18 protein-coding genes are annotated in these 19,544 nt (G+C 62.3%); 10 read left to right on the top strand and 8 right to left on the bottom strand.

Annotated features, from left to right (window positions below):
- Positions 1 to 694, top strand: a 694-nt coding sequence (gene lipA, locus B3C1_RS13550; protein WP_008485500.1) for a lipoyl synthase, incomplete at its 5' end; no start/stop codon positions are given.
- A 54-nt stretch (positions 695 to 748) separates the two neighbouring features.
- Here the strand turns inward: lipA and B3C1_RS13555 are convergent.
- Positions 749 to 1,582 carry a nickel/cobalt efflux protein RcnA gene (locus B3C1_RS13555; protein WP_008485502.1) on the bottom strand — a complete coding sequence of 278 codons (834 nt, stop codon included), beginning with the start codon at positions 1,580 to 1,582 and terminating at the stop codon, positions 749 to 751.
- Between the two features lie 93 nt (positions 1,583 to 1,675).
- Between B3C1_RS13555 and B3C1_RS13560 the strand changes: the two genes are divergently transcribed.
- The 3 genes from B3C1_RS13560 to B3C1_RS13570 all read left to right on the top strand — a co-directional run bounded on the left by B3C1_RS13560 (position 1,676) and on the right by B3C1_RS13570 (position 4,200).
- Complete coding sequence (locus B3C1_RS13560) at positions 1,676 to 1,945, top strand: metal/formaldehyde-sensitive transcriptional repressor (RefSeq protein WP_008485503.1); 270 nt, start codon at positions 1,676 to 1,678, stop codon at positions 1,943 to 1,945.
- A 132-nt stretch (positions 1,946 to 2,077) separates the two neighbouring features.
- Complete coding sequence (locus B3C1_RS13565) at positions 2,078 to 3,331, top strand: alpha/beta fold hydrolase (RefSeq protein ID WP_156804546.1); 1,254 nt, start codon at positions 2,078 to 2,080, stop codon at positions 3,329 to 3,331.
- A 2-nt stretch (positions 3,332 to 3,333) separates the two neighbouring features.
- Complete coding sequence (locus tag B3C1_RS13570; RefSeq protein ID WP_008485505.1) at positions 3,334 to 4,200, top strand: hypothetical protein; 867 nt, start codon at positions 3,334 to 3,336, stop codon at positions 4,198 to 4,200.
- Between the two features lie 25 nt (positions 4,201 to 4,225).
- Here the strand turns inward: B3C1_RS13570 and B3C1_RS13575 are convergent, their stop codons facing one another.
- Together B3C1_RS13575 and B3C1_RS13580 are read right to left on the bottom strand one after the other, a co-directional pair.
- Positions 4,226 to 4,729, bottom strand: coding sequence for a hypothetical protein (locus B3C1_RS13575; RefSeq protein ID WP_008485506.1), 504 nt, complete (start codon positions 4,727 to 4,729; stop codon positions 4,226 to 4,228).
- A gap of 132 nt (positions 4,730 to 4,861) precedes the next feature.
- Positions 4,862 to 7,591, bottom strand: coding sequence for a S9 family peptidase (locus tag B3C1_RS13580; RefSeq protein WP_008485507.1), 2,730 nt, complete (start codon positions 7,589 to 7,591; stop codon positions 4,862 to 4,864).
- Between the two features lie 254 nt (positions 7,592 to 7,845).
- On the opposite strand from B3C1_RS13580, the gene B3C1_RS13585 reads away from it, so the two are divergent.
- Together B3C1_RS13585 and B3C1_RS13590 are read left to right on the top strand one after the other, a co-directional pair.
- Complete coding sequence (locus B3C1_RS13585; protein ID WP_008485508.1) at positions 7,846 to 8,853, top strand: isocitrate dehydrogenase; 1,008 nt, start codon at positions 7,846 to 7,848, stop codon at positions 8,851 to 8,853.
- Between the two features lie 55 nt (positions 8,854 to 8,908).
- Positions 8,909 to 9,601: a tRNA-uridine aminocarboxypropyltransferase gene (locus B3C1_RS13590; RefSeq protein WP_008485510.1), complete on the top strand. Its 693-nt coding sequence runs from the start codon at positions 8,909 to 8,911 to the stop codon at positions 9,599 to 9,601.
- 25 nt (positions 9,602 to 9,626) lie between these two features.
- Here the strand turns inward: B3C1_RS13590 and B3C1_RS13595 are convergent, their stop codons facing one another.
- The 5 genes from B3C1_RS13595 to B3C1_RS13615 all read right to left on the bottom strand — a co-directional run bounded on the left by B3C1_RS13595 (position 9,627) and on the right by B3C1_RS13615 (position 16,428).
- Positions 9,627 to 11,006 (bottom strand): efflux transporter outer membrane subunit, encoded by a 1,380-nt coding sequence (locus tag B3C1_RS13595; protein WP_008485511.1) that lies wholly within the window; start codon positions 11,004 to 11,006, stop codon positions 9,627 to 9,629.
- A complete protein-coding gene (locus B3C1_RS13600) occupies positions 10,999 to 12,939 on the bottom strand; it encodes a MacB family efflux pump subunit (protein WP_008485512.1) in 1,941 nt (646 codons plus the stop codon). The genes B3C1_RS13595 and B3C1_RS13600 overlap by 8 nt, the downstream gene beginning before the upstream one ends.
- A gap of 2 nt (positions 12,940 to 12,941) precedes the next feature.
- Positions 12,942 to 14,135: a macrolide transporter subunit MacA gene (gene macA / locus B3C1_RS13605; RefSeq protein ID WP_008485513.1), complete on the bottom strand. Its 1,194-nt coding sequence runs from the start codon at positions 14,133 to 14,135 to the stop codon at positions 12,942 to 12,944.
- Positions 14,136 to 14,240: 105 nt separating this feature from the next.
- Positions 14,241 to 14,915, bottom strand: a complete 675-nt coding sequence (locus tag B3C1_RS13610) for a response regulator (protein ID WP_008485514.1) — start codon at positions 14,913 to 14,915, stop codon at positions 14,241 to 14,243.
- On the bottom strand, positions 14,902 to 16,428 hold the full coding sequence (locus B3C1_RS13615; RefSeq protein ID WP_008485515.1) for an ATP-binding protein: 1,527 nt from the start codon (positions 16,426 to 16,428) through the stop codon (positions 14,902 to 14,904). The genes B3C1_RS13610 and B3C1_RS13615 overlap by 14 nt, the downstream gene beginning before the upstream one ends.
- Before the next feature lie 165 nt (positions 16,429 to 16,593).
- On the opposite strand from B3C1_RS13615, the gene B3C1_RS13620 reads away from it, so the two are divergent.
- The 4 genes from B3C1_RS13620 to B3C1_RS20465 are packed head-to-tail and all read left to right on the top strand — an operon-like array spanning position 16,594 to position 19,451.
- Entirely contained in the window at positions 16,594 to 17,349 is a 756-nt protein-coding gene (locus tag B3C1_RS13620) for a flagellar basal body L-ring protein FlgH (RefSeq protein ID WP_008485516.1), read from the top strand.
- A complete protein-coding gene (locus B3C1_RS13625; RefSeq protein WP_008485517.1) occupies positions 17,349 to 17,792 on the top strand; it encodes an LPP20 family lipoprotein in 444 nt (147 codons plus the stop codon). Before B3C1_RS13620 ends, B3C1_RS13625 begins: the two co-directional genes overlap by 1 nt.
- Entirely contained in the window at positions 17,780 to 18,931 is a 1,152-nt protein-coding gene (locus B3C1_RS13630) for a flagellar assembly protein T N-terminal domain-containing protein (RefSeq protein ID WP_008485518.1), read from the top strand. The genes B3C1_RS13625 and B3C1_RS13630 overlap by 13 nt, the downstream gene beginning before the upstream one ends.
- A gap of 4 nt (positions 18,932 to 18,935) precedes the next feature.
- The gene (locus tag B3C1_RS20465; protein WP_008485519.1) at positions 18,936 to 19,451 is read left to right on the top strand and encodes a hypothetical protein; all 516 of its coding nucleotides are present in this window, start codon (positions 18,936 to 18,938) and stop codon (positions 19,449 to 19,451) included.
- The last annotated feature ends 93 nt before the right edge of the window (positions 19,452 to 19,544 follow it).

Consider the following 19,544-nt stretch of genomic DNA (forward strand, 5'->3'; position numbering starts at 1 on the left):
CGCCATCTGTCCCCGCCGCTGCCCCTTCTGCGACGTGGCCCATGGCCGCCCCCTGATCCCCGACGCCCAAGAGCCGGAAAAGCTGGGCCTGACCATCCGCGACATGAAGCTTAAATATGTGGTGATCACCTCGGTAGACCGGGACGATCTCCGCGACGGCGGCGCCCAGCACTTTGCCGACTGTATCAAGGCCATCCGCAAGTACAGCCCCAACATCAAGATTGAGATCCTGGTACCGGATTTTCGTGGCCGCATGGACATCGCCTTGGATATCCTCAGCGAGACTCCGCCGGACGTGTTCAACCACAACCTGGAAAACGTACCGCGCCTTTATAAAATGGTCCGCCCCGGTGCCAACTACGAATGGTCTTTGGAACTGCTCAAGCGCTTCAAGGAGCGCAACCCCAATGTGCCCACCAAATCCGGGCTGATGATGGGCCTGGGTGAGACCAACGACGAGATCCGCCAGGTGATGCAGGACCTTCGCGACCACAAGGTCAGCATGCTGACTCTGGGCCAGTACCTGCAACCCAGTCGCCACCACCTGCCGGTGGCCCGTTACGTGCCCCCGGTCGAATTTGACGCCCTGCACGACGACGCCATGGCCATGGGCTATGAGCACGCCGCCTGTGGCCCCCTGGTACGCTCCAGCTACCACGCCGACAAGCAAGCGGCCGGTGAAGAAGTCAAATAAGCTTCGCTGATAGACAAAAAAGGCGCCCTAGGGCGCCTTTTTTCATGGCTGTGATCAAGGCAAGGCCTGCCAACCCAGCAGCGCCAAGTAGAGCCCCACCAAGGCGATCAGCAGGCTGGAGAAATACGGCGCCTTGCGGGCAAAGTCGCCAAAACCGGCAAAGCGCTTTGAAGCATGGCGCACCCCCAAGGCCGCCAACACCCCCGAAGCCACCAGGGTCAAGGCCAGGCCGACACTGAAACTGAGCACCAGGGTGGCTCCCAGGGCCACCTTCTTTAGCTGCAGGCACAGCAGCAGCACGGTGATGGAAGCGGGACAGGGGATAAGGCCGCCGGTCAGGCCAAAGAGGGCTATCTGCCCTGTGGTCACCTCGCGGTTGGCAAAGCGGCGCTGGATATCCAAGGCATGGGCCCTTTCATGGGCATCCTGGTATTCCCCTTGGGCCAGGGCCAGTTCCAGACCGCCCTGTTGATGGCTATGGCTGTGGTCATGGTCATGGTCATGGTCATGGTCATGGTCATGGTCATGATGATGATGATGATGGTGGTGCTGGTCACGCCAGGTCCGCCAGGCCATCCACAGGGCTACCAGCACTATGATGGCCCCTGAGGCCAGCTGGAAATAGGGCTCAGTCTGCTCGGCGTTCCAGTTGCCTCCCAGGTAGAGGCCGGTCATGGCCACGGCCCACACCACCAGGGTATGGGACAGGGTGGCGGCCAGGCCCAACAGCACCGCTTGGCCAAGGGTGCCACGGATAGCCACGATAAAGGCCGCCATCAGGGTCTTGGAATGGCCGGGTTCCAGGCCATGGAGAGCGCCAAGCAATATGGCGCTGGGAATAAACAGCCAGGCGTTGCCTTGGGCCAGCAGGGTTGAGAAGGTTTCCATCAGGGGTCCGTCACGCTTTATACTCTGGACACAAGGATACTCCCCCCGAGTATAAAAATACTACCCCCCAGTATCATAGAGAGGGCCCACCCCATGCATACCATCAAGGACAAAGCCAAACTGCTGACCCGGGTCAGGCGCATACAGGGCCAGGCCGGGGCCCTGGAAAAGCTGCTGGCCGAGGACCAGGATTGCACGGCCGTGTTGCAGCAGATAGCAGCGATAAGGGGCGCCGTTAACGGCCTGATGGCTGCCGTCATCGAAGGGCATCTGGTCGATCATTTGGTGGAAGAATCGGATGGCGACAAGCGCCAACAGGAAGCGGCGGTGATGCTGCAGGTGATAAAGTCCTACCTTAAGTAGACCCGGCTCCCAAGGGCGTAATTTGCCGACTTGCGTATTGAAGTATGCGTAAGTCCGATATGCCATAGCGCACCCAGCCAACTTGACTGAGAATTCGCCACATCAAGGATGAATCCCGTCAAGGAAGGCACTATGTCTCGTCAGATGATCTCTACGCAAGCGCGCAGTTTGGCTGCCCATACCCTGGTCAGCTGGAGTGAAGCAGTACAATACCCGGAGCTGTCAAAACTGTTCGACAGCGACAAGGAAAGGCCTCTTGGGGTCAAGAAGCTGCCAGCCAAGCTGTCCACCTGGCTGGACGGCAGGCTCAAGCTCAAGCACCAGGCCTTCCAGATGCTGTGCAGCCTCAATGACTTTGACCGCATCAAAGTGATCGAAGAGATCATCGCCATCTGCAAAGATCCCAATGCCCCGGATGTATCCGCTCAGCGCAAGAACGCCTTTCAACGGATGCGCCGCTCCCAATACCCCTTCAAGGGCTATCACTACCTGGTGATGTTTGCAGTCGCCGCCCCCGGCATAGTGGTTAACGACATCCTCTTTGACAAGCGCCTGCTTGGTGTCAAGGAAGGGGCCAGTCATATGGAGCGTAACGCCCTGTACCGGGTCAAACGCAATGGCCACGCCAGCTTCGACAATTCCAATACCGACCGGGAAATCGTCAACAAGCTGATGGACAACTGGGACAACGCCACCCCCCAGCCGGTGCACAGGGTTGAAACCCGCCACGCCGCCGTCAACGGTATGCTCAACGAGCTGTCCAAGGCCACCTGGCTGATGGGGACCCACCTGGACACCGCCTACAAGGGCCAGTCTTTCGACGATTACACCCTGTTCCACAACCCCAGCGACAGCGCCAAGGAAGATCTGCTCGAATGCGGCTTTGACAAACGCGCCGCCGGCCGCATCCACGGCTTTAGCCACAACGTGCATCACCTGGCGGCGGTACTCAACGAAGCCCAGCAACGTGGCCAGCAGACCCATTGGGTAGCCCACAGCCAGGGGGCCATCATTTTTGCCCGGGCGGTCAGGGTCCACCTCAAGGAGATAGGCACCCCCCTCAACTGCCACAAGGTCAGCCTCCACGGCGTGGGCTGTAACATGGGTGATGCAAGGCTGGTCTGCCAGCAGGCCATGATCCAGGTGGTGTCCAGCCGCAACAACCCCTTCGACATGGTGCCCAACCTGGCCGGTGGCAACGATCTCAGCCCCTCAGGCCTGGTGCGTTCCCTGCGTTTTGCCGGCCTGGTCGCCGGCGAGAACAGCCTGGCCAGCCCCCATACCTTGCCCTACCTGGGCCTTGAGACCTACTATCACCAATTGGTGATGACAGGTAACCACGACAGGGCCAGGATGGTCGCCAAGTACCTGCCCAAGGGAAGCTGACTTTGCTCACAGCACTGAAGAACAAACTGGTTCAAAACGGGACCCATGGGGGTCCCGATTTCGACCACAGCGAACACCACCAGATAGACTGCGGCTTTGCCCACATCGACATACTGCAGCCGGGCAGCCTTATCGATAACGCCGACCCCAAACGTTACCCACGTTTTGTGGATCTGAGCGATTTCGATGCCAACGCCGTGGAGAGCGGCCAACAGCGGCGCACCGGCCACCGCCACGTCACCGTCGAGGCGGCCCTTTGGCAGTACCGCCAGCCCCGTTGGTTTAAGCATCAGCACGACCCCTTTACCCTGGTTACCGCCATCTGGACCGTAGAAAAGCTCAAGGCTCCCCTGGCCGGCGCCGACACCTCGGCCCTCAGCCACTACCTGCAAAGCGACTACCAGCAGTATTTTGAGGCCCAAGGGGGCCACAACTGGCAGCTCAGGCAAAAAGCCCTGGCCTTTTGTGCCACCCGCCAGTACCAGTCGGAACCGGCCCGGGTTGACGCCTACTACCAGAGCATTCTCGACGGCAGCGCCGATCCCGGCCACCTGGCCCAGGTAGAGGAAGAATACGGCGACTACATCGACAGCTGCGTCGAAGCCGACCGTGTTCACCTGCCCCAGCAGTTTGAACAGGTGCAGTTTGCCGGCGAGGAGTGGGTCAGGTTCAGCTGGAGCCACCATGGGGTGCGTCCAGACAACCTCTACTATTGCCGCCCCCTGGGCAACCAATACCAGTTGGTGGTGGACTTCAGCCTCAACCGCATGCTGCCCGACTGCGACCAGTACTGGCTGGACAGGGCCAAGGAAGACTTCGAAAAGGTGATCACCGGCACCCGGGTCAAGACCCTGGCCCTGCCCCGTTAACAAAAGGCGCCCTAAGGCGCCTTTTTCATACCGTGAAATGCTGGAAGCTGGGGCTGATCCCCTGTGACGGCACGGCGCCGTGTTCCTGGGTGTAGATATCGATATCCGGATACTGCTCCACAAAGGGCGAGATGGTGTTGTTCATACAGCTACCACAGCAGTCAATCTCGGTGACAATCAGGGCCCGGCGGATATTTTCCAGGTGCCCCGGGCGGCAGAACACATAGTTCACCAGGCGCGGCTCGGTATGGTACTGCCCCATGCCGCCACAGGCCCAAAACTTGAGGTGATTGCTGACGTCCGGTACCAGTTCGTAGCCCAATCCGGTCAGAGCCGCCTGGCGAGTGCTGGACACCCGGCTCATGTTGGAAAAGGAGTAGTAGATAAGCTCTCTACCGTCCCGCATCTCCAGGTTGATAAAGCAGATATTGTGGGCGTCCGGGTCAAACTTCGGGGTGGCCCAGACCACCCCGTTGATGGCTTGGCGCAAGCGTATCAGCACCTGCTCGGCATCGGCTTCACTGAGCATAAGTCCTCCTTGACATGGGTTGTCCTGTAAAGATGGACCCAGCCCAGGGCGGATAACAGGCGCTTTTCCAAAACACCCTCTGCTTAAACGCTCAATCCTTAACCAAAAAAAGCGGCCCGTGGGCCGCTTCTCTCAGTCTTGTTGTTTGGCCTCGGCCTTTTTCTTGGCCTTGGGGGGCGGCTGGTAAGGCTCGCCCTGGCTCCACCAGGCCGGGGCCGGAGCCCCTTTGAGGTAATGGTCGAAGAAGGCCTTCATCTTGATGGTGTAATCGAGCTTGTTGCCGTACTGCTTGAGGTGATGGGGCTCCCCCTCGTATTGCAGCATCACCACCGGCTTGTTCTGGCGACGCAGCGCCAGGTACAGCTCGATGCCCTGCTCCCAGGGTACCGCCTCGTCCTTGTCACCGAACTCGATAAGCAGCGGCGTCTTGATGCGGTCGGCATAGAACACCGGCGAGTTCTCGATATAGAGCTCGGGGGCTTCATAGAGACTCTGGCCGATACGGCTCTGGCCGGTTTCATACTGGAACTGGCGGGCGATGCCGGCGCCCCAGCGCATGCCGGAGTAGGCGCTGGTCATGTTTGACACCGGCGCCCCGGCGGCGGCGGCGGCAAAGATGTTGGTCTGGGTTACCACAAAGGCGGTCTGGTAGCCGGACCAGCTATGGCCGTGCAGGCCAATGGCTTTGGGATCGGCAACCCCCATGTCGATAAGCTTTTGCACCCCAGGCACCAGGGCCGACACCGAACTCTTGCCCGGGGTCCCCACCGCAAAGCGTACGTCGGGCAGGAACACCGCGTAGCCGTTGCTGCTGTAGTAGGCGAAGTTGGGCCTGTGGTTGACCTTGAACTCGTTGAAACGATAGAGGCGGTCACTCATAAAGCGGTAGTAGTACACCAGCACCGGGTAGCGCTTGGCCGGGTCGTAACCGGCAGGCTTGATCAGTACGCCGTCCAGCATCTGGCCGTCCAGATTGCGCCAATGCACCAGCTCGGGCTGGCCCCAGGCCAACTCCTGGGTAACGGGGTTGGCGTCGGTCAGCTTACGGGGCGCCCGAAAATTGGCGTCATCCACCCAGATATCCGGAAACTCGCTGAAGCTTTCCCGGGTAAAGAGCCAGGTGTCGGCCTTCTTGGCCTTGGCCAGAAACTGGTAGCTGTTGGGGGACAGCAACAATGGCGCGACGCCGTCCTGGCCCAAGGTCAGGCGGAAAAAGCCGGTGTACTTGTCCTTGTCGGAATAGCCGGTCAGCAACAGGGCCTGGCCCTTGCTGACATAAGGCTGGTCCGGATCCGGGGTAACCACCCGCAGCTGTAGCTTGTCGGCCCGCTTGGCGGTGAGCTTCTGGCCCTTGCCGTCGGTGCCGAAACGCCAGATATCGAATTTGTCGTACACCAAGACCCCGGAGGCGTCCTGGTACCAGGGGCCAAAGCCGTAGCCGGGGGCCTCTGAGGGGTAGTCGTGGTCTTCGTCGCTAAAACCGACCGGCAGGCCCTGGGTCAGGTTCAGCACCTTTTGCTGGCGAAGGTCGGCCATCTTGACGTTGCCGGCCTCGAAGAACACGGCGTAATGGCCCTGGGGAGACAGGCTGGGGGCCGCCCCCAGGTGGCCGCCGATCAGGCGTTTTTCACCGGTGGACAGGTTGACCCCGTAGTAGTCGCGGTAAAAACCGTTCCAGGTGGTGGCCTTGAGGTAGGGCTGGTCGGTGGAGCCCAGCAGGTAACCGCTTTGTTCCCCGGCTGCCACGTCCGGTACCGTTTGGTCGGCCAGTTGCACGAAGCGGCCATTGTTGAGGTGGAACACCGCCAGGTAGAGGTGGTCTTTACGGGCCTTGTAGGTCTTGGCTTCCTGGGGCTTGATTTGCGGGTCATCCCCCTGCCAAACCCGCAGCTTGCGGCTGGCCAAAATCTTGTCGATGTTGGTGACGTCGCTTGGGCTGTTGAGTTCGGGAGTGACCCGGGTGTCGGCCTTGGGCAGGGGCTTTCGGCCCACAAAGAGCCGGCGGTTGTCTTCGGTAAAGCGCAGGATATTGCCGGCGCCGATGTAGTAGCCGTCGTCCGGGGTGGACAGGGTCTTGAGCTTGCCGTTGTAGAGCAGTACCTCAAAGGCCCGGCTCTCTTCCTCGTCGCCCTGATTGCCGCGCAGCGCGGCAAAGCGGCTGCCGTCCTTGCTGAAGGTCAGGTCCCGGTAGAGCTTGCCCTCTTCACTGTCCAGCAATCGGTCCTTGTCGGCCAGCAGGCGCAGCTCGCCCTTGGTCTCGGCCTGGTCCTTGACCGGGTCCTTGGCGTAGAGCAGGTCGCCGGTCCCAGGTTTAAAGGCAAAGGCCGCTACCTTGCCCAGCTCCTGCTGGCTGCCACTGCTGATGTCCACCAGCAACAGCACTTTTTCGTCCTTGGCCTTTTTGCCGTCGCCTTGGTCGGCGCCGGCTTTAAGTACCTCTACCACCAGGCGGCCGCCCTTGTCGGACAGGGCAAAGGCGCTGGCCTTGTCGAAACGCAGCTGGGCGCCGGACTGGGTGTCCACCACCACCAGGGCTTTTTTCGGTTTGTCCTTGGCCTTGGCTTTGAGGCGGTCAAACAGGGGCGCCTGCTGCCAGAAAGCCACATAGCGGCCGTCCGGGGTCAGGGCCGGCTTGCTGCCCCGCTCCACGGTCAGCTTGCGGCTACCGTCGGTGAGGCGGATAACACCGGTGGCGTCGCCCCGGTCGGGCTGGGCGCTGAAGGCCAGTACCTGGCCGTTATCGGACAGCACCGGGCTGTCGATGGCCTTGAAGTCCATCAGATCATTGAGGGTGACGGGCCGGCCCTGGGCCAGGGCCGGCCCCGAGAGCAGGGCGGTTAACAGCAAGGAGCGCAGAATCATGGGGATCCCTGTCATTTTTGGTTTGGAGCGAGTCTATCAACGGCGCTGCCCCTGGGCCATCTCAGGGGCTGTCAAGCGCTGCTTGGCAACGACAAGCTGACAGTCTGTCTGGCGGCCAGCGGTAGAGAAGTGCCGGAAAATGTGCTATAAAATCGCGCTTCACAGGGGCCCAAGGGCCGTTTAACGCGGCGGCATTTCCGGTCGCCTCTTCTCTATAAAGAATCAAGCATGCAAATGCACGGAGTCAGTGCACCATGAGCAAACAACGCATCACAGTTATCCCTGGCGACGGTATCGGCCCCGATATTATCGACTCAGCCCTGAAAGTCCTGGACAAGGCGGGCTGCGACTTTGAATACGACTTTGCCAAGGCCGGCCTTGCCGCTCTGGAAGAAACTGGCGAACTGCTGCCCCAGGCCACCCTGGACCTGATTGAAAAGAACAAGGTCACCCTCAAGGGCCCTCTGACTACCCCGGTAGGCGGCGGTTTCACCTCCATCAACGTGTCCTTGCGTAAACAGTTCCAGCTGTACGCCAACGTGCGCCCGGTACTGTCTTTCAAAGGCACCAAGGCCCGTTACGAGAACATCGACATCATCACCGTCCGTGAAAACACCGAAGGCATGTACTCCGGTGCCGGCCAGGTGGTGAACGAAGAGCGCACCCAGGCCGAAGCCAAGTCCCTCATTACCCGCGACGGCGCCAAGCGCATCGTCGAATTCGCCTTTGACCTGGCCCGCCGCGAAAACCGCAAAAAAGTCACCGCCGTTCACAAGGCCAACATCCTCAAGACCACCTCCGGCCTGTTCCTGGAAGTGGCCCGTGAAGTGGCCAAGGACTACAGCGACATCCAGTTCGAAGAGATGATCGTTGATGCCTGCTGCATGAACCTGGTGATGTACCCCGAGCGTTTCGACGTGATCGTCACCACCAACCTGTTCGGCGACATCGTCTCTGATCTCTGCGCCGGCCTGGTAGGCGGCCTGGGTATGGCTCCTGGCGCCAACATCGGTGCCGGCGCGGCCATCTTCGAAGCGGTGCACGGCTCTGCCCCTGACATCGCCGGCAAGAACATCGCCAACCCCAGCTCCGTGATCCTGGCCTCCATCCAGATGCTCGAGTACCTGGGCATGCAGGACAAGGCCGAGAAGATCCGCAAGGCCCTGACCGAAGTCATCGACTCTGGCGACCGTACCACCCGCGATCTGGGCGGCACCGGCTCCACCACCGACTTCACCCAGTCCATCCTGGACCGCCTCTAAGCCCCCGGCTTAGCGAAAAAGAGGCCCCGACAGGGGCCTTTTTTATGGGAGCACCATGAACGCCGTATTGGAACTCAAACAGCGCCTCAAGGCCCAAAGCCAGCGGCCTTACCTTGCCCGTGGCCACAAGGTGGTGCGCTGCGAGGGCTGCGCCTTGGTGCCAGAGTTTTGCCTGTGCCCCCATCGCCGGGTGCTTAAAAGCCGCCTGGAGTTCGGGCTCCTGATGCACCGCAACGAGCCCTTTAAGCCCAGTAACACCGGCAAGCTTATTTGCGATCTGCTTCCCAGTACCCGCGCCTTTGCCTGGCACCGCACCGAGCCAGACCCGGCGCTCCTTGACTGGCTGGACGAGACCACCCGCATCGTCTTTCCCAGCCACTATGTGGCACCGGCGCGCCTGGCGCCGCTGCCAGGTGCCGGCCCGGTCAAGCTCCTGATCCTCGATGCCACCTGGCCCCAGGCCGCCAAGATGCTGCGCTCCAGCCGCTATCTGGACCCTTATCCGGTCACCGCCATCGACGGCGAGCTGCTGTCGGGCTTTTTGCTGCGAAACCAGCACCAGGACGGCCACCTGTGCACCGCCGAAGTGGCGGCGCTGCTGCTGGAACAAGCGGGAGAAGGGCTTAACGGCCAGCGCCTTGGCGCCTGGCTGGCGGCCTTTTCCGCCCATTATCTGGCCGCCAAGCGCCACGGCCTGCCGGGGCCCGAGGTGCTGGCAAAGCTTGAGCAGGTGATGACGCCCCCATAAAAAAGGCTGCCGATGGCAGCCTTTTTTAACCTTGGGCCGGAGCCTTCTCGGCGCCGCCCCCCAGGGCCCGGTACAGGGTCATCAGGTTACCGAGCTGGTTAAAGCGGTTTTGGGCCACCGCCAGTTCGGCGCTGCGCCGGCTGTCCTGCTGGTCCAGGTAGTCCTGCACCCCGGTGGCGCCGGTGCGATAACGCACCTCGGCGATACGCTCCGCCGCCTTGGCGGCGTCCAGGGCCTCATTGAGGGCCTGGCCCTGGGCCTGGTAACGGGCCCTTGCCGACAGGCTGTCTTCCACTTCCTTCAAGGCCCCATAGAGGCTTTGGCGAAAACCGGCCACCGCCTGCTGGTACTGGTTTTCGGCGACGCTGATATTGAGGTCACGCTGCTGCCACTGGATAAAGGGCAAGGCCAGGCCGGCACCCAGGCTGGCAATGGGGTTGTCCAGCACCGTTTTAAGGGCATCGGAGCTGCCCCCCAGGGCCCCGGTCAGGCTCAGGGTGGGGTAGAAGCTGGTAGCCACCTGGTCCACATTGGCCAGGCTGCTTTTCAGGCGCAGCTCGGCCGCCTGCAGATCGGGCCTGCGCCCCAAGAGATCGGCGGGCAACCCGGCGGGGACCGCCGGCAAGGAAGACGCCGGCAAGCTGGCAGGCTCGCTCTGGCGCTGCTCTGGGCCCTGGTTAAAGAGCACTGCCAAGGCGGTGCGGGCCTCGAAGCGCTGCTGGCGCAGCTGGGTCAGGGCGGCTTGCTGGCTGGCCACCGACTGACGGGCCTGGTAACGCTCCAGGGGCGACACGGCGCCGGCGGCCAGGCGCACTTCCACCAACGACAGGGTCTTTTGGGTATTGGCCAGGGCCGCCTCGGCCACCTTGATGGCGTCATTCAGATAACCCAACTGCCAATAGAGCTGGGCGGTGGTAGCCACCAGGCTCAAGGCCGCCGCCTGGCGGTCGTACTCGGTGGCCGCCGCTTCCCAGGCCGCCGCGTCCCGGACGCTGGCCAGCCGCCCCCAAAGATCCAGCTCGTAAGACAGGCTGACATTGGCCGAATAACTGCTGCTGGCGTCGCCGCCGTCCAAGGGCTTCTGGCGGCTGGCACTAAGGCCGGCGCTGACATCCGGGGTCAGGTTCAAGTCGGCAATCCCCGACTGCAACTGGGCCTGGCGCACTTTAAGGGCTGCCACCGCCAGGTCGTTGTTGGCCAGCAGCACCTGGTCGATAAGGGCGCTCAGGGCCGGGTCATTGAAGCTGTCCCACCAGCGCTCGCCGGCCACCATGGCCTTACCGGACAGAGGCTGGCTCCAATTGGCCGCCAGTTCCACCTGGGGCCGCTGGTAGTCGCTGCGGGCGCAGCCGCCCAGGGCCAGGCTCAAAGCCAGGGCCGATAAAACAAACTTGGCATTATTCACGGGCCAGGGCCTCTATGGGGTCCAACTTGGCGGCGTTGCGGGCCGGCAGGAACCCGAACACCACCCCGATCAGGGACGAACAGACAAAGGCGCCGACGATGGACGCCACCGAGAAACTCATGGGCAGGGCGCCGCCACTGGCGTTGGCCAGCAGCCCCAGGCCCAGGGACAGGGCCACCCCTATGCTGCCGCCGGCCAGGCACACCAGCACCGCTTCGATAAGAAACTGTTGCAGGATGTCGGCCTGGCGAGCGCCCACCGCCATGCGGATACCGATCTCCCGGGTCCGCTCGGTGACCGACACCAGCATGATGTTCATCACCCCTATGCCCCCCACCACCAGGGAGATGACGGCGATGGACGACACCAGCAGGGTCATGGTGGAGGTGGTCTTCTGCACCGCCTGCAGGATGCTGTCGGAGCTGCGGGTAAAGAAGTCCTTGCTGCCGTGGCGCTGGCTGAGCAGCTTGGTGATGCCTTCTTCGGCCAGCTTGCTGGACACCCCGTCCGCTACCCGCACCGTCAGGGAGCTGAAGTAGTGCTGGCTGAGCATGCGGCTCATCACCGCCGTGTAGGGCACGTAGATCTGCAGGTTCTGGTCGAAGCGAAAGGCGCTGTCCTTGTCTTCGGCCACCCCTATTACCTTGTAGGGCACCTTGCCGAGGATGATCACCTGGCCTATGGGGTCCTGGCCCTGGGTAAAGAGGGTCTTTTGGGTGTTCTTGTCGATGATCGCCACCTGGGCCAGGCTGCGGATGTCGTCCCGGCCAAGGGCCTGGCCTTGGGCCATGGTCATGCCTTCCACCTGGAAGTACTGCTCGGACACCCCCCGCACCGTGGCGCTGGAGTCGACGTTGCCGTAGCGGGCCTTGACGTTGGTAGAGACGTTGGGGGTGGCACTGTCGATAAAGACCTGGGCCTGCAGGGCTTCGAGATCCGAGGGCACCAGGGTCTGGACGCTGTTGGCAAAACGGTCCCCCCAGCCGGAGCCCGGGTAGATGTCGATGGTGTTGGTGCCGATGGCGTTGATGTCCTGGATGACCTTTTCCTTGGCCCCCTGCCCCACCGCCACCACGCTCACCACGGCGGTGATGCCGATGATGATGCCGAGCATGGTCAGCAGGGTGCGCATGCGGTGACTGGCCATGGCCAGGCCGGCCATCTTCAAGGCCTCGCTAAAGCGGCCCCAAAGGCCGAACCAGCGGCGCTCGGCCTTGGCCTGGTGCTGGGCGGCCTTGGCCGGGGCCGCTTCGTTACGGCGGTCGGCAATGATCTCGCCGTCCTTTATCTCGATGATGCGCTCGGCAATGGCCGCCACTTCCATGTCGTGGGTGACGATGATGATGGTCTGGCCCTGCTGGTGCAGCTCCTTGAGGATGGCCAGCACCTCGGCGCCGCTGTGGCTATCCAGGGCGCCGGTGGGTTCGTCCGCCAAGATCACCTCGCCGCCGTTCATCAGCGCCCGGGCAATACTGACCCGCTGCTGCTGGCCGCCGGACAGTTGGCCCGGCTTGTGGTGGCTGCGATCCCCCAGGCCCAGGCGCGCCAGCAGGGTCATGGCCCTGGCGGTGCGCTCGGCCTTGGGGGTGCCGGCGTAAATGGCCGGCATTTCCACGTTGCCGGTGGCGTCCAGGTGCGGCAGCAGGTGGTAGCGCTGGAAGATAAAGCCAAAATACTCCCGGCGCAGGGTGGCCAGGGCGTCGTTGTCCATCTGCCCCAGATCCTGGCCGGCTACCTTGTATTGGCCCCGGCTGGGTTTGTCCAGGCAGCCGAGGATGTTCATCAGGGTGGACTTGCCGGAGCCGGACTGGCCGACGATGGCCACCATTTCCCCGGCTTCGATGCAAAGGTCCACATCTTTGAGCACCGCCACTTCCTCGTCGCCGGAGGGAAAGCTGCGGGTAATGCCCTTGAGTTCAAGTAAGGCGGCCATGATCAGAACCCGAAGGGGCCACGGCGACGACGTTCGTCACCTGTGTATTGCAGGGCGTTGTCCCCCACCACCAGTTTGTCCCCCAGGCTAAGGCCGGAAAGCACCTGGACATTGACGTTGTCCCTTACCCCTGTGGTGATCTCCCGGCGCTCCGGGCGCCCCTTGCCCAGCACTGCCACTTCATAGCGGTTCTCCCCCAGGGCCTTGCCCAGTTGGGACACCGGAATGCTGAGGGCGTCTTTGGCTTCGGCCAGCACCACATGAACCTGGGCGGTCATGGACAGGCGCAGCCTGTGGCCGGGATTGGGCACATCGAAGAGGCCGTAATAATAGATGGCGGTATTGGAGCTGCTGCTGGAGCTGCTGCTGGAGCTGCTGGCCGAGTCGGAAACTGTGGTTGGGGCCGGCTCGACGTTGCGCAGGCTGGCATAATAGCGCTGGTCCGGCTCACCCAGGGTGGTGAAATAGACCTTCTGGCCGGCCTGGACCTTGGTCACGTCCGCCTCGGAGATCTCGGCCTTGACGGTCATGGTGTCCAGGTCCGCCAGGATCAGTATGGTGGGGGCCGACTGGGCAGACACCACCGTCTGGCCTTCCTTGGTGACCACGGCGATAACGACACCGTCCATAGGGGCGGTGATCTGGGTGTAGCCCAGGTTGGTTTGGGCCGTGTCCACTTCAATCTCGGCCTGGGCGATTTGGGCGTCCAGTACCTGCAATTCGGCCTGGGTGCTGGACAGTTGGGCCCTGGCTTTTTCCAGATCGGCCCTGGAGCCGGCGTCAGCCTGGTTCATGGTCTGCTGGCGTTGGTATTCCAGGCGGTATTGCTCCAACAGCGCTTCTTTGGCGCGCTTTTGCGCCTTGGTGCTGTTGAGGGTGGCCTGGGCCTTTTTCAGGTCGTTCTGCTGCAGCCTGGGGTCAATCTCGGCCAGCAACTGGCCCTTTTTGACGCTGTCTCCCAGATCCACTTTCAAGGATTTGATTTGGCCGGACACCTGGGCGCCCACGTCCACCTGCTGGAAGGCCTCCAGGGCGCCGGTGGCCAATACGGCACTTTCGATGTCGGCTTTCTTGGCGGCCACGGTCAGAAACTGGGCCTTGGGCTTGGCCGGGGCCAACAGCCACCAGGCCAGGCCCCCTACCACCACCAGGGCCAGGCCCAGGGCGATCCACTTGCGTAAAGCAGGCTTGCTCATCGTTGCTTCCGATCTGAAAAATGCTATGTCTGGACCTAGTTAACCATGACAAAGGCGTTGAATTCCCTTTCTTTTAACAACTTTACAGTCTTTACAAAGCGCCCTCTAGCGCAACTGTTCGTACTTGTAACCAACCCCATACACAGACTGAATAAGCTCGTGTTCCGGCATCAGATCCTTGAGCTTTTTACGCAGCTTCTTGACGTGGCTGTCGACGGTACGCTCCGCCACCACCCGGTAATCCCGGTACATGGCGTTCATCAGCTGGCCACGGGAATAAATGCGCCCCGGCTGCTGGTAGAGGATGCGCAGCAACTCAAACTCCACCTTGGTCAGGGCGATGGCGCTTTGGCCATGCCGCACCTGGTAGCTGTGGTTGTCCAGCACCACTCGGTCGCAATGCCACTGGCCCTGGGTGCGGCGCAGCAGGCCCCTGGCCCTGGCCACCACCTCCCGGGGGCTGAAGGGTTTGCAGACATAATCGTCGGCCTGCAATTCCAGCCCCAGCAACCGGTCCACCTCGTCGGTACGGGCGCTCAGCATCATGATCGGCACCATGGACAAGGCACGGATGCGCCGGCACACCTCCAGGCCGTCGACCCCCGGCAGCATCAGGTCCAGCAGCACCAGGTCAAACTCCTGCTCCATAAAGCAGGTCATGACGGTATCGCCCCTGTCCAGGTGCACGCAGTCAAAACCGGCGGCCTGGAAGTACTCCATCAGCAACGCCGCTATCTTCAGTTCGTCCTCGACGATAAGGACCTTTTTATTCGTCTCCATTTTGTTCTTCCTGTGGCATGCGGATGATCCAAGACAGGCCGCCCAGGGCGCTGTGCTGCGCCTGCATCAGCCCCCCATGGGCCTGGACTATGGCTTCGGCGATGGCCAGACCAAGGCCAGAGCCACCACTGCCCTTGTTGCGGGAGCGTTCGTCCCGGTAGAGCCTTTCGGTCAAGCGGCTCAAGGAGGCCTCGCTGACCCCTGGGCTGGAATCGGCCCAATGCAACAGCACCTCACCGCCGCTGGCGGCCAGCTCGATGTGCAGCTTGCCGGGGCTGTCGGTGTAGGCCAGGGTGTTTTTCATCAGGTTGTCCAGCAGCCGCGACAGGTAGCCGCTGTCTCCCAGCACCCAGAGGTTGTTCTTGATGTTGACCGACAGCCGCAGTCCCTTGCGACTCAGGCCGGCGGCATAAAGTTCCAGGTTGCGCCACAGCATCTGCGACAGGTCCAGCGGTTTGAACTGGTAGTTGACTGCGCCCATCTCCGATACCGTCAGCACGTGCAGATCGTCCACCAGCCGCACCAGTTGGTTCACCTCACAGATAAGGGAAGACAGGCTTTGGGGTGTCCAAGTGCGGATGCCGTCCTGGTGAGCCTCAAGCTCCCCCTTGAGCACCGACAGGGGGGTGCGCAGGTCATGGCTGATGTCCGCTATCCATTGCTGGCGGGCCTCACGGTTTTGCTGCAAGGTGTCGGAAAGGCGGTTGAAATCACGGGCCAGGCGGGCAAATTCGTCGCGGCCAGCCACCTCTACCCGGACGTTGCTCTCCCCCTGGGTCAGGGCCCGGGTGCCGTCCGCCAGCCGCTGTACCGGGCTGCCGAACCAGCGGGCCAGCACTATGGCCACCCCCACCGTCAGCACCATGGCCACCACCAACACCACCAGGTAGCCCCAGAGCTGTTGCTGTTTGAAGGCCCGCACTATGCTCTGGCCCAGCATGGTGCGCGGCACATAGCCCAGGTAGCCCACCAGTTGCTCGCCGGCCATGATGGCCTTGTACTGGATATGGCTGCTGGCCCGGGGCGGTCCTGCCACCCGGTCGCCGTCGGCGTCAAAGACGTAAACCATGGGGGACAGCAGGGAACCGCTGTCCTCTTCGCCGCCCACCGGCGGCATGGGCATGGGGTGTGGGGGCGCCGGCCGAAATTCCCAGTCCAACAGCGGTTTGCCGCCGTTGAAGTGGGCCTGGCCGTCGTCAAATTTCATGGTCAGGCCCCGCTCGGTGTTCTGGCAGACGGGACCGGGAGCGGTGCCTTCCAGCAGGTAGCGCTGGATCAGCGAAAAGACAAAACAGCGGTCGTCGTAAAGCCATTGCCAACTGTTACCGTGGCTTTGATAGGCGTCGCCCAGGGACTGGACTATGGGGGTCAGGCGCTGCTCTTCCACCGATGCCTGATAGGTTTCCAGGCCCCGGTCAAAAACCCAGGCGGTGGCCAGCATGGCCGCGATCAGCACGGCGATTTGCATGGTGGCGATGGCCAGCAGCAGCTTGCCTTTGATACTGCTCAGCAAGGTAGGCAGGTCCTTTGAAGGTGGTCTTAAGGACATTACCAGGGCACCTTGCAAGAAAATGGCAAAAAAGGCCGCAATCTTTGCGTTGCTTTACACAATGCTTGCACCTGTTCTGCACAATGCCCCCCTAGCCTCCTCCTATCGATAAAAATGGAGAGGCCGGCCATGGCCCCTTACCTGCTTGCCCTGGGATTATTGCTGCCGCTGTGCCTGGCCGGTTGTGCCAGCGACGGCCCGGCGGCCCCGCCCAAAGGCGCCGAGGCCCGCGCCTTGCCGGCCCCCGGCACCCCGGTCACCCAACTGGAGGAACCGGACCCGGACGATCCTTATTACGCCGCCCTGGAACCCGAACCTGAACCCCTGGCCGTCGCCCCCACCGGCTCCCTGTTCAACCCCAACCAGGCCCGCAGCCTCTACGTGGAGCACTCCCATTTTCGGGTGGGAGACATCATCTCGGTGCAACTGGCCGAGTCCACCAAGGCCACCAAAAAGGGCAGCACCCAGCTCAAGAAAAGCAGCGACTTCAGCCTCGATCCCATAGGGGTACCGGGGGGCAACCTGACCCTGGCCGGCCGGGAAGTGAACCTGGATCTGAGCCAGGACCAGGAATTCAAAGGAGACGGCAGTGCTAGCCAAAGCAACGATTTCGAAGGGGAACTGACGGTGACGGTGATGCGGGTGATGCGCAACGACAACCTGCTGGTGCGGGGGGACAAGTGGCTGCTGATCAACAACGGCAAGGAATACATCCGCCTTACCGGCATTATCCGCGCCAAGGACATCACTCCCGACAACACGGTGCAGTCCACCAAGATAGCCAATGCCCGCATCGAATATTCCGGCAGCGGCGCCCTGGCCAACAGCCAGCGCCTGGGCTGGCTCACCGACAAGCTCAACAACCCCAGCGTATGGCCCTTCTGATGCGATATTTCCTGCTTTGCCTGACCCTGCTGCTGGCGGCCTGCAGCAGCGAAACCCTGGTGCGCTATCAGCTCAAGGCGCCGGAAAAGGCGCCCCTGCTCAAGGCCACCGGCTATGCCCCCATCGACGCCCAACCCGGCCCCAGCTACGAAGAAAAACTGATGCAGGCCATGGACGCCTCACGCCTTGACGCCTACCGGCGCCTGGCCGAACAGCTGTACGGCCAGCAACTCAGGGGCCAGGCCAGGCTCAGCGGCGACAGCCTGGGCCGCAAGACCCTGGATGCCAGGGTCCAGGGAGTGGTGCGGGGTGCCACCCTGGTGGCCAACTACATCGAAGGCAAGTTCTACACCACCAAGTTGCAGCTGGATACGGCGGTACTGGCAGACCTTGGCAGTGTCGAAAGCCAGCCGGTGGAAACGGAGCAAAAATGGTGGTACTGACCCGCTTTTGGCTGCTGTGGCTGTGCTGCGCGCCGCTGCAGGCCGCCTGGTACAACGGCACCGGCACCGCCCCTGTCATCAACGACAACCAGGCCCTGGCCCGCCAACAGGCAGCCAGGGCGGCCCTGCGCGACGCCCTGCTGCAAGCCGGCGCTTCGGTGTCGCTGATGGGAGAAGTGGCCGACGGCACCCTGACCGACAGCCTGTTTCAGGTACGGGCCCAAGGCCATATCAACCAGGTGCAAAAGCTCGAAGAACACATAAAGGACGACAGGGTCACCGTGACCCTGCGGGCCGATATCTGGAACGACGGCGCCCTTTGCGACAGCCACCTGACCAGCAAGTCCCTGGTGCTGGTTCCCTTTAGCCTCAAAGAACCACAGCAGTCGGCCTGGGGCGCCCTCGAAGCGCTGCCCCAGGTGTTGAGCCAACGGCTGCTGGCGGAACTGACCCAGGCCAGTGCCGACTTCCTGCCCAAGACTCTGTTGCCGGCCCCCCTGGCTTTGGACCCGGACCAACTGGCCCTGGCCGACCGCCAGGCCCTCCAAGCCCTGGCCCTGCAATACCAGGCCCAATACCTGGTGCTGGGCCGTATCAGCAACCTGGCCCTTGGCCGGGTCGAAGGGGGCCTGCTGAGCAAGGACCAACTGGTACGCCAGTTCGCCATGGAGCTCTACCTTATCGACGGTATCTCCGGCCTGCCCATCCTCAGCCGCCCCTACCAGAGCCGCACCTACTGGCCTTTCGCCCTCAATGCACGGGTGGGGGCAGGCAGCGACCAGCTGTGGCAGTCGGCCTATGGCCTGGAGATCCAGCGGCTGCTGCGCCAGGGGGTGGAAGACATGAGCGAGGCCCTCAAATGCGTGCGCCCCAAGGCCAGGGTGGTCAGGGTCGGCCACGACAGCCTGGACGTGGCCATGGGGGCCCGCCAGGGAGTGCGTATCGGTGACGTGTTTCGGTTGCTCCACCAATACCACCTGGGGGGCGATCAGGGTTACAGCAGCCTGGATGAGGAGCAACGGGAACTCGAAGTGGTACAGGTTTTTCCCGACCACAGCCAACTGGCCCCACAAAACGGCGATATGCCGATGAACATCCAGATCCGCGATCTGGTGCAACTGGACAGCTTCTGGGAGTAACAAAATGGAGATAAGTCGGCTTTTCACCCCCTTGACCAAGGAGGAGACCCAGCCAACATCAGACCAGCAGCAGGGGGGCTTCGAGCAGCTGTTGGGCCAGGCCATAGCCCAGGCCCTCAATGACACCGCCACGCCCAGCCAGGGGAACGACGCCCTCGGCCTGCTGGGCCTTGGCCTGGTGGGTCAGCTTGGCCAGTCTTTAAACCCGGCCCCCAGCCCCCCGGCCACCCCCCAGGCCCAGGTTGCAAGCCAGGGGCCTTTCAGCCTGGGGGGATTGCCCTCCCTTGCCGACCTGGCCGATCTTGCCAATCCCTTGCAGCACATCCCCCTGGTCAGCGACTACTACCAGCAATGGACAGGGGATACCCAGGGTTACGTGCCCCAACTGTTGGGCGGCACCCTCTATGGCGGCGCCCTGGGCGGGGCCGGCGCCTTGATGGATATAGGCCTGACCCGCGTGCTGGGGCAAAGCCCCGTCACTTACCTGACCGGCCTTATCAGCCAGGACGACGATACCTGACCCCGCCCGGCATACGCCGGGCTTTTTTCAATCAAGGCTTGCGTTATGCTAAGGCTTGCCCTAACCTGCAAAAAAACACTGTTCGATTAAGGC

Source organism: Gallaecimonas xiamenensis 3-C-1 (genome assembly GCF_000299915.1).
Taxonomy (GTDB): Bacteria; Pseudomonadota; Gammaproteobacteria; order Enterobacterales; family Gallaecimonadaceae; genus Gallaecimonas; species Gallaecimonas xiamenensis.